The sequence below is a fragment of the Amycolatopsis sp. NPDC004772 genome, from assembly GCF_053601215.1.
The window spans coordinates 141,882-155,490 of the sequence record NZ_JBSGBK010000006.1 but is presented as its reverse complement, the minus strand read 5'-3'; the positions used below and the strand labels follow the sequence as shown (position 1 = coordinate 155,490).

Genomic DNA, 13,609 nt, shown 5'->3' with positions numbered 1-13,609 from the left:
CCCTAGTGGCCCGGCCTGAGCCGTCCTTCGACAAGTCCTGCGAAGCCTAGCCGGACCAGCTCACGGCCCGTTTCCGCCGCCTCGCGCAGGACGGTGTCGAACTCGGCGAGCCTGGTGAAGACCCGGCCGTACTCCCGCTGGACGGCGATCGGCAGCCGCGGGATCCGCACGCGCCTGCCGTCGATCCGGGTGGACGCCGACGCGGCCGGCAGGTCGGCCGCGCGCAGGCAGCCGGCCAGGAAGCCCGCGTCCAGCCGCTCGTCGTCCACGCGGTACACGGTGAGCCCGGCGCCCACCGGCCGCGGCGGTCCACTGTGGACGTACGCGATGCCGGTCACCGACGCGACGACGTCACCCGCCTCGGCCAGCGGGTGTTCGGCGTCCGCGCGCACCGGCGCGTGCCGGACGTCGACGACGCCGGCCTTGACCAGCTCGCCGATGGTCGTGAACGCCGGCTCGGCGTCCGCCGCTTCGAGTGGTGGCAGCTGCGGAGTCAGCTCTTCGAACTTCGCGCGCACGGCTTGGAAGGCCTGGCCGGGGTCCTCGTCCCGGATGCGGCGGCGGGCGGGTGTCAGGTCGACGTCGTCGTCGAGCAGGTCGATGATCCGGACGCCGGATTCGGGGTGGTGGCCGAACTCCTGCCACATTTCTTCCACTGTGGACAGTTCGTCGCCCGCTTCGCCGAGCAGCACGGTGGACGGCGCGCGCTCACCGGGAGCCGGCCGCCGCAGCAGCCAGAGGTCGGGACCCGCCGGCGTCAGCGTGACGACCGCGCGGACCGCGCCCGCGCGCAGCAGGTTGCCCCGGATGCGCTTGCCGCTGCGCCGCCCGGCCGCCGCGCCCGGCATCAGGATCGCCACCGTGCCACCGGGTTCGACGTGCGCGAGGCAGTGCTGCACCCAGGCGAGCTCGGGCTCGCCGCGCGGGGGCAGGCCGTACTCCCAGCGCGCGTCGCCGACGAGTTCGTCGTGGCCCCAGGCCCGTTCGTTGAACGGTGGGTCGCACAGCACCGCTTCGGCGGTGCGGCCGGCAAAGGCGTCTTCGCGCAGCGCGTCGACCGCGTGGACCTCCGCCTCGATGCCGCGCAACCGCAGCCGCAGCGCCGCGATCGACGCCGTCATCGGGTCGCTGTCCTGCGCCAGCACGGTTTTCGCGCCGCTCGCCAACGCGAGGGCGCCGAAGCCGCACGCGGGGTCGAGGATCGTCGACACCGGGCCGGCGAGGCGGGCCATCAGCTCGGCGATCGGCTCCGGCGTCGCCGACAACCGCCGCGAATGCGCCTCGAAGTACCGGCGGCACACCAGCTCGAACGCTTCGACCGGCCCCGCCTGGTGCGTCAGCTCGCTGAGCAGGGTGAGCAGTTCCGGGTCGTCGAGCCGGCTGTCGAAGGTGTCGACGAGGCCGGCCTGGAAGGCGAAGAAGCCGCCCGCGCGGCTGACGCGCTCGGCGAGGTCGAGGTCGTCACCGAGGGCGCGCAGGCGCTGCCACGCGCGTTCGCCGGCGCTCAGCTCGAACTTCTTGCCGCGGGCGCGGAACCAGGCGGCGACGGCGGACAGGCCGAACAGCGGGCTCGACGCCGTGCCACCGACCGGCGGCGGGAAGTCCGGGTAGCGGCGGCGCCAGTTGCTGACCGCGGCCCGCCCCACCCCGGCGAGCCGCGCGATGTCGGCCGCGCTGACCGTGGCGTCGTCGTCCATGGCGAGGACTCTATCGGAGGATGCTCCATTCAGCCGAGGCGCTTGTGAACTCAGTCAACCAATGCTTTCATGGGGGACATGACACACGATCGGTACGTCCTGCGGTACGCCGCCGGGTCGGACGTCGGGAAGCGTCGCCGGGTCAACGAGGACGCGGTGTACGCGAGTTCCCGCCTGCTCGCCGTCGCCGACGGCATCGGCGGCCAGCCGCACGGCGAGGTCGCCAGCGCGACGGCGGTGGACGTGCTGCGCGAGCTCGAAGTCGACCTGCGACGGCTCGATCTGACGAACGTGGACCTGGCCGCGACCCTGACCGGCGTGGTCAAGTCGATCGCCGATCGGCTGCACGAAGTGGCGTCGCAGGAGCCGGCGACCGAAGGCATGGGCACGACGCTGACGGCCCTGCTGTTCGACGGCACCGAGTTCGCGGCGGCCCACATCGGCGACTCCCGCGGCTACCTCCTGCGCGAGGGCGGCCTGCGCCGGCTGACCCGCGACCACACGCTGGTTCAGGCCCTGGTCGAGGACGGCCGCGTCGCCGCGGAGGACGCCGAGTCCCACCCCCGCCGGTCGTTGCTGATGAAAGCGCTTCAGACGGCGGGCTCGGGCGACCCGGACATCTGGACGTTCAAGGCCAAGCCCGGCGACCGCTACCTGCTCTGTTCGGACGGCCTCAGCGGCCCGGTCCCCGAGGCAACCCTGCGCGACGTCCTGGACGCCGGCCAGGAGCCGGCCGAGGTGATCCCGGAGCTGATCCGCCTGGCCAACGAAGGCGGCGGCCCGGACAACATCACCTGCGTGGTCGCCGACGTCACGGCCTGACCCACCTGCACAGGCGGCGGAGACCATCCGGTATCGTCTCCTGCGGAGGATTGGCCGAGCGGCCTAAGGCGCACGCTTGGAAAGCGTGTTGGGTTCACACCCTCGCAGGTTCGAATCCTGTATCCTCCGCTGCAGTAACCAGGCAAAACGCCGGGTGCCCCACTTCGGGACACCCGGCGTTTTCCGTCTTAGTCTCAGTTCTAGTCTCATTCGCCCCTGGTTAGGCCACCTCCGGGGTCTCGTCGTCGCTCTTCCCCACGTCGTCCGGCGGTGCCCAGAGCAGCCCGTCGACCCGGCCGGCCACGCCCCGGCGGATGCGGTCGGTCACGTGCTGGTACCGCGCGGCCATGGCCGTGCTCGACCACCCCATGATGGACATCACCGTCCGCTCGGGGACCTCCAGCAGCAGGAGAACCGTCGCGGCGGTGTGCCGGGCGTCGTGCAGCCGCCGCTCTCCCACCTTGGCGTCGCGCAACAGCTCCTTCCAGTGGTGGTAGTCGGTGTTCGGCACCAGCGGCTGACCGGTCGGCTTGGTGAAGACGTAGCCGGTCTCCTCCCAGAGGTCGGCCGCCAGGGCGCGTTCCTGGGCCTGGGCCGCCTGGTGTCGCACGAGCAGCAGCGCGAGTTGCTTGGGCAGCCCGATGTACCGCTTACCGGCCCGCGACTTCGTCGGCGCGGTCTCCCGGCGCGTCGAGACGCGCTGCGGGCAGTAGCCAGCGAACTTCCGGCCGCACGGCGTCGGGCAACCGTGCTTGTACTTCGGCCGGAGCCGGTTCCGCCGCACGCCGATTTCGGGCGTGTGGCGCTCGAAGCACTCTGCACAGAACGGGGACTTGTGCTTCTTGCACGCCCGGTCCCAGCGGTCCCAGTTCACGTCGGGCCACTGAATCCCCAATGCCTCGCCCTGGCGGAGACCCAACGCGAGAGCGATAGCCCACCGGGCACTGTTTCGCCTACGCGCGGCGGTCTCCAGGATGCGCTGGATCTCGTCGACGTCGTACGGCTCGTAGTCCTGCTCCTCCACCTTCGGGGCCCGAGCCAATTCCGCCGGATTGTCCGTGATGATTTTGCGCTTCTTGGCTTCCTTGAGCGCGGTCCGGATGGTGCGGTGCACCTGATGCACACGGCCGGCGGCAGACCCTTCACGCATCATCTTGCGGTAGAGCTTTTCCAGATGGTCGGGTTCCAGCCTGTCGCCCGTGTGCGAACGCTGGAGACGGTGTGCACCCACGCCCGGGATGAGGTGAACCCGGCACGCCACCTCGTACGCGTCCCACGCGTTCTCGGTGATGGTCGGTGGCGCGACGATGTTCTCAAGCCAGTGCGTCAGCCAAGACTCAACAGTCCAGTTCTGCCCTGCCTTCCGTACGCGCCCCTCGTCGCGCTCGTTCTCCCACTCCCGCACCTTGTTCCGGACCTTGGCTTCGTCCTTGGACATCGCGTGACGGCGGTCCGGCTTCCCGTTGTCCTTGCGGCCGACCGTCACACGGCCGTGCCAGTGACCGTCGCTTTCGCTGAAGTAGACGCTGCTCGCACCGTTCGGGGCGCGCGTGCCCTCGGGGCGCTTTTTCCTTGCCATTGAAAGTCCTTCCTCAGGCGGCGGCCTCGCCAGCGGAACCGGCGACCAGACGGGCAGCGAACGCGTCGATGGCGGATACGGAGATGCGGCGGAGTCGGCCGATGCGGACGGATTCCAGCTCTCCGGAGCGGACCAGGCTGTAGGCGGTGGTGCGGCCGATGCCGAGCCGTTCCCCGGCCTCTTCGACGGTCAGCAGAACCCGCGGCGGCAGCGGCCGGGGCGCCGGCCGCGCGTCGGCGACATGCTGTGTGGCGAGACGTTCGGCGAGCTGGGCGAGGCCGGCGGCGAGCTGGGCGATGTCGTTGGCGGTAGCCATTGGTGGTGAGCCCTTCGTGCTGCGGTGCGGTGGGTGGCGGCGATGTGCACGGGGCCTCCTCGGTACGTAGGAAACGAAGGAACGAAGTAAGTGCCTGACTTGGGGTTTCTTCGGTGACTTAGTTCGTTCGGTACGAACTAATGAAGTCGGGACGTCGGCGTTTGTGCTGGTCAGCGGGTTTGTTCGTTAGTTCGTTTGGTTCGTCGGGTTGTCGGGGGCGCGGGCGGTGTAGACCTCGCTCGGACGGCCTCGGCCGCTGGCCGATGGGCGGGTGGTGACGGTGATCTGCCCGGCGGCCTTGAGCTGGTCCAGCAGCGTGGTGACTTCGGCGGCGGGGGTGTTGCCGCGGAAGTACTCCGCCGTAATCGCCTTCCGGGTCCGGCCCTCGGCGCCGGCCGCGCCGATCCACGCTGCGAGCTTGGCCAGGGCGGAGGTGTCGGTGAAGACGGCGCGGGCGGAGGCGATGGAGTAGCGGACCAGCGCGGCCGCGGCGGTCAGGTGCGCCACCCCGATCGTCGACGTGCCGTCGAGCGCGGCATGGATGCCGGCGATGCGCAGGCAGTTCGGCGCCGCGCGAGAGGAGAACTCCTCGACCGGTCCGCCTTCGGCGTCGCCGTGGTCGCCTCCGAGTTCGATGTAGAGCCGCCACCACAGCTCCACCGCGTCGTCGGTGAACCCGAGCGTCCCGAACGTCGCGCCGGTCGTCAGTCGCTCGCGCAGCTCGGAGCCGAGCCGTTCGATCAGGTTCGGGTCCGCGCCCTGGGAGAAGGGCAGGAACTGGCACTGCGCGACGGCGATGGGCAGGAACCGGTTATAGGTGCCGCCGGCGAGGTCGGAGGCGGACACCTTGGCGCGGAACTCCTTCGGCGTGATGTGCCCAAGAATGCCGACGTGGGTGTCCTTAGCGATGCGGGCGGACACGGCGAGGGTGGACAGGTCCCCGCCATCCCACGCGTTGCGCAGGGTGGCGGAGAGCGAGTTGCCCTCGCGCTTCATCCGCTGCATGACTCCGGCCCACTCCGCCTCGAACACCAACAGACGCTTGTCGCCGGGCGGCAGCGCGCCGGGTGCGCGCTTGCCGTCGTCATCGGGCCCGTCCTCGTCGGCGGCGAACATCGCGGCGAGCCCTTCCCCGGAGGTGAGCCCGGAGCGGACGTTGACCGTCATGAATTCCGCGTCCGCGGCCGTGAGCACCCGCCGTGCCGAGCCCCACCCGGCCCCTTTCCGACCGCCTCCGGTGCGCCCGACGATCAGCGGCCACACCAGCAGCGGGTGCGAGTCGTCCCCGGCCCGCACGTGCGGAGACCGTCCCAGGTGGACGCCCGCCGCGCAGAGAAGGGAAGCGAGGATGCCGATCGGGTCCGCCTCGGTGGTCGGGGCGATCTGGTGCGTGATCCACCCGAGGTAGGTGTCATAGACGGCGGAGTCCAGACCGGGCAACGCCTTGCGGGCGTGGGCGACCTGCGCGCGGGCGCGTTCCTCGGTCTCGTTCAGGGTGGCGGTCGCGGGCATGTCACCTCCTCCGGTGGCGGGGTTGGGCGGGACCGACCGCAGGGGCCGGGCAGGGCTGGTCATCGGCGTGGTTCCTTCCGATGGGCGGGCGAGTTCAGGCGGCTACCGCGGGGGCGGTGGCGGCGTGGTGGGTGGCGAGGATCAGGCGTCCGAGGCGTTCGGCGGCGTCGGGGACGACGGCGTTGCCGAGGGCGCGACGTCGGTCCACCCCTCGGGGAACCCCATAAGCCACTCGACCCACGTCGGGTTCGACGGCCCACCGAGCACGGTCCGCAGGTTCACCCCGCCGGACCGGCCCGAGGTCCCCGGGCCGCCGGTGGCATCGGAGGCCGTGGGCGTGGGCCACGCCGAACAGGCGGCGTCGCAGGTGTGGGGCACCCACGGCACAAGCGCTGAGCGTGCCGACGCGGCATCGGTACCCGAGACGATCGAGGTCAGCGAGAACAGTCCGGAGTCCTCGGGTCCGCAGACCGGGCACGTTCTCCCACACGACCCATGACGGTCGGAGGTCGGCGACGACGTCGGCCATCGCCGGCCAGAGCCACCGCGGGTCCCGTTCTCCGAGCATGAGTCCGGCGTTGCTGGCCGGTTGGCACGGGAACCCGCCGGCGACGACGTCCACCCGGGGACGGTGCTGGGAGTGCCACCACTGGACTGCGGTGCGGACGTCGTCATGGCGCGGGACCTCCGGGAAGTGTCGGGAAAGGACGGTGCGGCAGAACGGATCGAGTTCGACTTGGCCGACGGTGGTCATCCCGGCGCGTTCCAGGCCGAGTTCGAGACCGCCGATGCCGGAGAACAGCCCCAGCACGGTCATCGCTGCTGTGTGGACGGTGGCGGTCATCAGGCGACCTCTCGCGTAGCGATCCACTGTTCGACCCGCGCCCACGACGCGACGGCCTGTGCGCGGATCTGGTGCGGCGTCAGGGCGGGCCGGGTGACTTCGGCGCGGCGGCGTTCGAGTTCGGCGTAAGTCGGCGCGGCGGCGAGGGCGCGCCAGTCGGCGGCGGCCGACACGGCGTTCGAGGTCTCGCGCAGCGTGCGGCGGCGGTCCCATTCGACCCATTCGGCGAGCAGTTCCGCGACGTGCGGGCTGGTGGCCAGCAGTCGCCAGGCGGCGGCATCGAGGGTGAGCGAGCGGTACTCGGCGAACGGGATGGTGACCCGGGTGGCCGGGCCGGCGGCGGTGATGTGCGTGGTCAAGGCAGGTCCTCACGTCGGTCACACAGGGTGACGGTGTGTGGGTGCGTTCGGCCAGGGCTAGGGCCGGGTGATGATGGCGCTAGCCTGGTTTTCCGGGTGTTTCCGCAGGTCGGAGCGAGGTCGGTCTAGGGCGCTAGTGCGCTGTTCACACCCGCTGCGGGTGTCTAGAGGAGGGGTCTAGGTCTAGGGGCGGTCCGGCCTAGGACGCGCACCGCCCCTAGCCTCCGAGACTGGTTACGCTCGGTTATTCTTGGCGGTGGTGAGGGCGTCGCGGGTGTAGCCGTTGCGGTTGGCTCCCTTGCCGGTGTCGGGGTCGGTGCTCCACACCTGCTTAGGCTTGACTCCGTAGGGCTTGAGCGCGGTCGCGAGGTTCTGCGCGGTCCAGCCCCGGTACTGCGCGGGCCGCAGCTCGGCGAGCCGGGTCACGATGGCATCCGACCAGAGCTTGTCCTCCCCGCGCTGGAAAACCGCGATGGTGTCGGCCAGCGGGTCCAGCCGCGCGGCCTCGACGTCGACGGCATCACCGGCGGCGTAGCCGGTGACGTTGCCCAGCGCTTCGCGGCGGGCGCGGGCACCGGCGGCGATCTTCTTGGCGTCGGTGGCGTCCTTGTAGACGCTGCGCACGATCTGCGCGTCGTCACCTTCGCCGGCGAGGTAGCCGATACCCCGGTCGGAGCGGGCGAACATCGTGGCCCGCACCCCGGACTTGTACTGGCTGGTGCCGAGAACCATGTCGTTCGCCTGCTGCCCCATCACCTTGAGGCAGAACCGCAAGATGGCGTTCGCGGAGATCCCGGTGGGCAGCGACTTCGCGTCCGGGCGCTGCGTGGCCAGGATCAGCGTGATCCCCAGCGCGGGGCCGCGCTTGACCAGGTCGGTGCAGATCTCCTCCAGCTCCTCGCCGTGCTCGGGGTGCTCGAACCACACCTGGCACTCGTCCACGCCGACCACGATCGGCGCGAGCCGCAAGTCCTTGCGCGCAGCCAACTCCGGGGTGACCTTGTTGTCCGGGCACACCGACTCCGGCAGGTTGCGGATCACCTTGGTGCGGCGGCGCATCTCCTCGCGAAGCTCCCGCATCTCCACCACCATGCGTTCGATGTCTTCGGGGTCATCGCCCACGCCGTAGCCGTGCGCGCACTGCCCCAGCGGCGAAAGGTCGCCGGTGCCTTTGAGGTCGTAGGCGTACAGCACCGCGCGCGGGTCCAGAGCGGCGATCAGCAGCAGTTCCCGCAGCGTGACGGTCTTGCCCATCCGCGGGACCGCGCCGATCACCATCGAGGCGAACATCAGCGTGATGGGCACCCACCGGCCGCGCTGGTCAGTGCCGAACGGCTGGGCCTTGAACAGGTCGACCGTCGCGCCCGGCTTGGCCAGCGGCCACGGCTTCTGCTTGGCCTTGGACATGTCGACGTCGCCGACCCACAGAACCAACCGTCCTTCGTGGACCTTCGCGTCCCCCTCGGGCCACACACACCCGATCTGGCGGCGCAAGGCGGAGGACAGCTCGTCGCGCTTGGCGATGATGTCGCCGGCCGTGACCCCCAAGGGCAGGTCGACGTCGGCGCGCCAGCCGTCGCCGTCGCGGGCGATCGGGTTCGGGAACTCGATGCGCTTTCCCTTGGCGTAAGCCTGGTTCAGGCCACCGATGCCGAGAGAGCACAGGGCATCCTCGATCATCGACGACGTCAGCTTGGGCGTCTTGACCGAGTCCACGGCGCGGCCGGCGACCGGCTTGTCCGCCGGTGCGCCCCACCAGCCCACGAGCGTCATCGCGACGACCAGGCCGGTCCAGTTCCAGAACGGCGTGACGAACGCGATGCACAGGTACACGATGGCCAGCAGCACGCACACGGCGAACATCACCGGTCCCATACGGCGGCGCACGGTGTCGTTGCGGATCTCGCGCAGCTTCATGTACAGCTCGGCGTCGGAGCGGTCGCGGGCGTTCATGCGCACCGGGTGGGACTCCGCGTCGTACACCCACGCCCGCAGCCGGGCGACCAGCCGACCGGTCGCGCCGAACGAACGCAGGAACGCCGTCGGCACGTACACCGGCACCCGCAGCGCGTGGAACGCGAAGGTGTGGGCGGCGTAGCGGACCAGGAACCGAGCCCGCGACTTGAACTCCTCGGCGGAGGTCAGCCAGCGCGCGACCAGCGGCCGGGCCGTGGCGTGGCCGGCGGACTCCCACCACGTCGCCTTCGTCGCCGGCGGGTCGACCAGCCGGACCGCCGTGCCGTCGTCGGCGGCGGGCCGGTCCTGCTCCGGGATCTCCTCCGGGGTGCGTGCGGCGTCGGGGCGGATCGGGACGACGTTCCCGGCACGGGTGACGGCGGTGTCGGTGGCGGTCGGGTCGGTGTTCACGGGGCCGTTCACGGGCGCGTCGGCCGGGGTGTTCTCGAACGGGTCGGGCGTGTTGTTCACGGGAAGAGGCCTCTCGGGGTCGGGTCCGTTCACGGACTCAGGCGTGTGGTCGGCGGTGGTAGACATCAGGCGGCCTCCTCCTGGTCGACGGTCACGGACTGGTCGGCGAGCACCGGCGCGACGACCGGGCGGGCGGTTTCGGCGATCAGGTCGTCGGCGACGTTCTTGCTGGTGCCGCGCGAGATCTCCGGGCACACGGACCGGACCCAGGCCGGGGTGATCTCGATGCCCGGTGCCCACGCGGCGCGGGCGTCGGCCAGGTAATCCCCGCGCAGCTTGCGCGCGGGCTTCGCGGCGGGCTTGCGGGCCGGACGGCGACGCGGCCGGGCGACCGGTGCCTGCGTCTCCCCCGCCTTGTTCTCCGCCGGAGCAGGCTCGGCGGCTGAGGCGTCGGCGGTGGGCTGGCCCGTGAACGCGGTGCCGGCGGCGGCCATGACGGCCTCGGTGAGCTTGTCCCGCAGCACCGGAGCGGTCTCCGCCGCGAGGAACACCAGCACCGGCGGAACCGAGTGCAGCACCACCCCGGCCACGTCGAAGTGCGTCCAGGACTTCCAGGTGTTCATGACGTAGGTGGCCAGGAACGCGAACCACTTCGTCCGGTGCGCCCACCGGCCGGTGTCGACCTGGTACCGGGCGGTCACCTGCTCTGCCCGCAGGACCGCCACGAGTACAAGCGACACCATCGGGTCCAGCAGCCACCCGGCGAGCCAGCCGAGCGACCAGGTGGCCGCGCCGCCGGCGGCGAAGGACTGGACGTTGACCATCGTGAACGCCAAGCCGAGGAAGATCCCGAGCCAGATCACCGCGTCGATCTGCGTGCGGACCTTCTCCACCCGCAGCGCCACCACGTCCGGGTGGTTAGCCAGCCGCCGGACCTGCGCGGCGGTGGCCGCGTCCTGCGCGAGCTTGTCGGCCTCGGACAGCGGCTGGTGCCGGGCGTCGGTCGGGGTGAGTGCGGTGGTGGTCATCGACGGCCTCCCCGGGTGGTGTGGACGATTTCGGTGATGGCCATCAGCCGCACGATCGTGGCGGCGGCCAGCAGCGCCGGGACGACCAGCGCGATCCAGGTGGCGGTGGTGTCCTGGATCTTCACGATCACCAGCCACTGGACGAACGCGATGATCGCCGTGGCCATGACCAGGCGGATCGTGTTGCCGGTCATGCGGGTGATCTCGCGGACGCCCTTCTGCGCCCTTACCGCGGACTTGCGGCCGGAGCGCCACACGGCAAAGACGCCGACCAGCGCGAGACCGCCGAGGACCATCAGCACCTGCGTGGACATGTCAGGCCACCTCCGGGACGTCGAAGAGGTCGGATTGGCCGGGTGCCTGCCAGTCCCCGCCGTGCCACACCGCGTCCAGCGCGATGCCGTGTTCGGCGCGGATGATCGGCTCGGCTTCGGCGAGCCAGGCGCGGCGTTCGACGGCCGGGGCCTTGGCCCACGACCGGCCGGCGGTGTGGTAGCGGCGGATCGCCAAACGCTCGATCGCGCGGGGAGTCAGGGTGCTTACCATGGGAGACCTCTCCGAGTAGCTACCTGCGTGGTGGTTGTTGGCGAGACCCGACGCGGCGTGCGCGTTCTTGGCGGGATGAGCCGCCGTGTCGGGGCTGAATGTGGAGATGACGAGTCGGACCGTCATGCGGCCTCCCCGCTCTCCGCCGTCTCGGCCGTGTCGAGCCGGAACGGCAGGACCCGCAGCGCCGCGCGGCTGGTGCGCCGGCGAGTGCGGTGGGCGTGCTGCGGGTCGGTGAACGCGTACCGGGTGCGGACCTCGGCCACGGCGGTCGCGGCGGTCAACTCCTGGTCGACCTCGGCGATCAGCGCGTCGATGGCGGACTCGTCCAGACCGTCCGGGCAGTGCCCGTGAGCAGCGGAGACGCCGTCAACAGCGGCACGGACAACGCGGTTGGTGATGTGTGCGGACTTCATGAGGAGCCTTTCGATTGAGTGCCTTGCTGCGCCTTAGCGCACCTTATGGCACTCGGGTAAGTCAAGGTCGCACGTGTGGCGCATTAGGGTGATGTTGGTTTTCCGCGTACCCTGGCGAGATGCCTATCGATCAGCAGGGAGCGCAGCCGCTAGGCGCACAGATCAGGGATGACCTGGTCCGACGCATCCGAGCGGGCGAGTTCGCGCTCGGGGAGAAGATCCCGTCGCTCAAGGCGTTGGCCGGGACGTACAACGTCGCGGAGCTGACCGTCCACAACGCCATCCGGGAGCTGCAGCACGCCGGCGTGCTCGAGTCCGCCGCCGGGCGAGGCACGTTCGTCCGGAGCCTCCCGGATGAGAGCGCGCCCGCCGATGACGTCGCCGCTCTCCGAGCGGAGGTTGCCGACCTCCGCCGGCGGGTAGAGGAGCTTGAGAAGCGGTCGTGATGTCCGGCCGCTCGGTCCGTGGTTCGTGATCATGGAGCTAGCTTCACCCGTGAGCACCACCACCGTCCAAGGCCGGACAGTCCTAACGCCGCTCCTGCATGACAGCCAGGCATAACCGCAGGTCAAGCACCGCCTAGTCCGCCCGATCGCAGCCGAAAAAGATCGAAACGAAGGGACTTTCTTCAGTGGAAGCAGACCAGCCGTGGCTCTCGCCGAGGTCGACAACCGAGGTCGAACTGAACACCGGGCTGCTTGCCGATGTCCTGAAGGAGTACCGGAAGGCCAACGGGCTCAACCAGGCCGACCTTGCCCAGATCCTCAACATGGACCAGTCGTACATCTCGAAGATCGAGACCGGCCAACGGCAGGTCCGAGACCTGGACACGCTGCTGCGGGTTGCCAACCAGCTCAGCATCTCCCCCGCGCGCCTCGGGTTGTCCAAGGAGCTGCTTCAGCCGGTCGCTCCTCCGTCAACGTCCGCGCTGGTCAACGAGGTCGACCCGGTCGCGGTGAGCCAAGAGGAATGGCGCCGGATGCGGCGTGAGCTCAACGGCCGCCGGCGCGAGCTCGCCGAGGCGGCCGCGTCGCTCTACAGGCCGGAAGCGCGCATCGGCAAGGCCCCGCTGATCGCCCGCCGCGAGTGGATGCCGCCGGCACCGGTGCGCCTGGAAGACATCAAACTTGAGTGGTCGGACCACCGGGTCCCGATCACGGTCACCGGCACCGAACCCGAAGCAGACAAGGCGTTGCCGCTCCGCGCGCCTGGACGCCGCTTCGAGCGCTACACGTCTGCGATCAAGTACCTGGACCCGCCGTCACTGTTCGAGAACCGCACGAGCTACCGGCTGTTGGACGTCGACCTGACGCCGTCGAACGAGCGGATGACGTTCGGCCTGGCGACGTACTTCGACAAGCTCGACCTGTCCGAGGCCATCGCGCACGAGCTGGCCGTCGCGCAGGCCCCGAACCGGAAGATGCCGCGTGCGGACTGGGCGGAACTCCCGCTGCGCGGCTTGATCGGGGATCCGTTCGACCTGGAGCGGCGGCCGGTCATGCCCGCGATCGAGACGCTGACGCTTCGCCGCCAGCGCGATACCGGCAAGGCGACGTTCCTTCTGCATTGGCGCGACCCGGCCAAGGTGGCGACGGCCGCAGGCATCTACGGCCTCATCTCGGCCGGCGAGTTCCAGCCGTCTTCTGTGGCAGCCTGGGACAAGGAGAACGACTTCGACCTGTGGCGCAGCATGGTCCGGGAGTACTCCGAGGAGATCCTCGGCGAGCCGGAGCGGGACGGCAGCCAAGGCGAGCCGCTCGATTACGAGAACTGGTCGCTGTACCGGAACCTCCAGGCCGCACGCGAGGAAGACCGCGTCACCGCCTACTGCCTCGGCATTGGCCTGGACACCCTGACTCTTACAGCGACGGTTTTGACAGTCGTCGTGATGGACGATGACGTGTTTGATGACCTGTTTGGCGACGCCGTCGACGTTAACGCCGAAGGTGTTCTAGTAACCGCCTCTGAGTCGTCATCGGTTTCCGAGGGTGTTCCCTTTACGGAAGAGAGCGTGAGTCGGCTTCTAACACAGGAACCGATGGCCTCACCTGGCGCATGCATCTTGGATCGAGCCTGGCGATTTAAGACACATATCCTTGGAATTTGACAAACACTAGGATATT

At 70.0% G+C, this 13,609-nt stretch carries 13 protein-coding genes, 1 tRNA gene and 1 pseudogene; 4 read left to right on the top strand and 11 right to left on the bottom strand.

Annotation, left to right across the window (positions count from 1 at the left end):
• Window positions 1-2: 2 nt before the first annotated feature.
• Window positions 3-1,697 (bottom strand): HsdM family class I SAM-dependent methyltransferase, encoded by a 1,695-nt coding sequence (locus ACWEF6_RS06345; protein ID WP_449681934.1) that lies wholly within the window; start codon window positions 1,695-1,697, stop codon window positions 3-5.
• Window positions 1,698-1,775: 78 nt separating this feature from the next.
• Between ACWEF6_RS06345 and ACWEF6_RS06340 the strand changes: the two genes are divergently transcribed.
• Both ACWEF6_RS06340 and ACWEF6_RS06335 read left to right on the top strand, forming a co-directional pair.
• Entirely contained in the window at window positions 1,776-2,519 is a 744-nt protein-coding gene (locus ACWEF6_RS06340; RefSeq protein ID WP_449681933.1) for a PP2C family protein-serine/threonine phosphatase, read from the top strand.
• 44 nt (window positions 2,520-2,563) lie between these two features.
• Window positions 2,564-2,648 (top strand) — tRNA-Ser (locus ACWEF6_RS06335).
• Window positions 2,649-2,739: 91 nt separating this feature from the next.
• Here ACWEF6_RS06335 and ACWEF6_RS06330 read toward each other — a convergent pair.
• From ACWEF6_RS06330 to ACWEF6_RS06285, 10 genes and pseudogenes are all read right to left on the bottom strand, one after another.
• The gene (locus tag ACWEF6_RS06330; RefSeq protein ID WP_449681932.1) at window positions 2,740-4,098 is read right to left on the bottom strand and encodes a tyrosine-type recombinase/integrase; all 1,359 of its coding nucleotides are present in this window, start codon (window positions 4,096-4,098) and stop codon (window positions 2,740-2,742) included.
• Window positions 4,099-4,111: 13 nt separating this feature from the next.
• Window positions 4,112-4,414 (bottom strand): helix-turn-helix domain-containing protein, encoded by a 303-nt coding sequence (locus ACWEF6_RS06325; RefSeq protein WP_449681931.1) that lies wholly within the window; start codon window positions 4,412-4,414, stop codon window positions 4,112-4,114.
• 186 nt (window positions 4,415-4,600) lie between these two features.
• Window positions 4,601-5,926, bottom strand: coding sequence for a DUF3987 domain-containing protein (locus ACWEF6_RS06320; RefSeq protein WP_449681930.1), 1,326 nt, complete (start codon window positions 5,924-5,926; stop codon window positions 4,601-4,603).
• Window positions 5,927-6,260: 334 nt separating this feature from the next.
• A pseudogene (locus tag ACWEF6_RS06315) lies at window positions 6,261-6,743 on the bottom strand (DNA cytosine methyltransferase); the annotation flags it as partial.
• A gap of 26 nt (window positions 6,744-6,769) precedes the next feature.
• Window positions 6,770-7,129 (bottom strand): hypothetical protein, encoded by a 360-nt coding sequence (locus ACWEF6_RS06310; protein ID WP_449681929.1) that lies wholly within the window; start codon window positions 7,127-7,129, stop codon window positions 6,770-6,772.
• Between the two features lie 234 nt (window positions 7,130-7,363).
• Window positions 7,364-9,556 carry an FtsK/SpoIIIE domain-containing protein gene (locus tag ACWEF6_RS06305; protein ID WP_449681928.1) on the bottom strand — a complete coding sequence of 731 codons (2,193 nt, stop codon included), beginning with the start codon at window positions 9,554-9,556 and terminating at the stop codon, window positions 7,364-7,366.
• 65 nt (window positions 9,557-9,621) lie between these two features.
• Window positions 9,622-10,524 carry a hypothetical protein gene (locus ACWEF6_RS06300; protein ID WP_449681927.1) on the bottom strand — a complete coding sequence of 301 codons (903 nt, stop codon included), beginning with the start codon at window positions 10,522-10,524 and terminating at the stop codon, window positions 9,622-9,624.
• The gene (locus ACWEF6_RS06295) at window positions 10,521-10,838 is read right to left on the bottom strand and encodes a hypothetical protein (RefSeq protein ID WP_449681926.1); all 318 of its coding nucleotides are present in this window, start codon (window positions 10,836-10,838) and stop codon (window positions 10,521-10,523) included. Before ACWEF6_RS06295 ends, ACWEF6_RS06300 begins: the two co-directional genes overlap by 4 nt.
• Window position 10,839: 1 nt before the next feature.
• Complete coding sequence (locus ACWEF6_RS06290) at window positions 10,840-11,196, bottom strand: hypothetical protein (protein ID WP_449681925.1); 357 nt, start codon at window positions 11,194-11,196, stop codon at window positions 10,840-10,842.
• Complete coding sequence (locus ACWEF6_RS06285; protein WP_449681924.1) at window positions 11,193-11,486, bottom strand: hypothetical protein; 294 nt, start codon at window positions 11,484-11,486, stop codon at window positions 11,193-11,195. The genes ACWEF6_RS06290 and ACWEF6_RS06285 overlap by 4 nt, the downstream gene beginning before the upstream one ends.
• A gap of 119 nt (window positions 11,487-11,605) precedes the next feature.
• On the opposite strand from ACWEF6_RS06285, the gene ACWEF6_RS06280 reads away from it, so the two are divergent.
• Window positions 11,606-11,932 carry a GntR family transcriptional regulator gene (locus tag ACWEF6_RS06280; RefSeq protein ID WP_286001402.1) on the top strand — a complete coding sequence of 109 codons (327 nt, stop codon included), beginning with the start codon at window positions 11,606-11,608 and terminating at the stop codon, window positions 11,930-11,932.
• Window positions 11,933-12,117: 185 nt separating this feature from the next.
• Window positions 12,118-13,593: a helix-turn-helix domain-containing protein gene (locus ACWEF6_RS06275; RefSeq protein WP_449681923.1), complete on the top strand. Its 1,476-nt coding sequence runs from the start codon at window positions 12,118-12,120 to the stop codon at window positions 13,591-13,593.
• The last annotated feature ends 16 nt before the right edge of the window (window positions 13,594-13,609 follow it).